Below are 606 nucleotides of genomic sequence, written 5' to 3'. Positions count from 1 at the left end.
ATGTCGCTGGACATCGCCATGGGTGGCTCGACCAACACGGTTCTGCACCTGCTGGCCATCGCCAACGAAGGCGAAGTTGATTTCGACATGACCGACATGGACCGCCTGTCGCGCAAAGTGCCGTGCCTCTGCAAGGTCGCGCCGAACATTCACAACGTCCACATGGAAGACGTGCACCGCGCCGGTGGCATCTTCTCGATCCTTGGTGAACTCAGCCGCGCTGGTTTGCTGCACAATGACGTGCCGACCGTGCATTCGTCCACCATGGGTGAAGCGATTGCCAAATGGGACATCAAGGTCGCAAATAATCCCGCTGCGGAAGAACTGTTCAAGGCGGCCCCCGGTGGCGTGCGCACCACGCAGGCGTTCTCCACGGCCAACACGTTCGAGTCCCTCGACCTCGACGGCGAGGACGGCTGCATCCGCTCGGTGGAGCACGCCTACACACGGGACGGCGGCCTGGCGATCCTCTACGGCAACATCGCCGAGGACGGGGCGGTCATCAAGACCGCCGGCATCGACGAGGAGCTGTTCCACTTCGTGGGGAGGGCCTTCGTGGTCGAGTCCCAGGACGAGGCCGTCTTCGAGATCCTGTCCAAGAACGTG

The 606-nt window shown here is 62.5% G+C and carries 1 protein-coding gene; it reads left to right on the top strand.

Going from position 1 to position 606, the window contains the following annotated elements; all coding sequences use genetic code 11:
- Positions 1-606: dihydroxy-acid dehydratase domain-containing protein (locus SM447_RS29485; protein ID WP_474576134.1), on the top strand; the 606-nt coding region annotated here is incomplete at both ends.

The organism is Micromonospora aridisoli (assembly GCF_056150025.1).
Note: the sequence above shows the minus strand (reverse complement) of the source record. Positions and strands in the feature narration are given on the sequence as shown.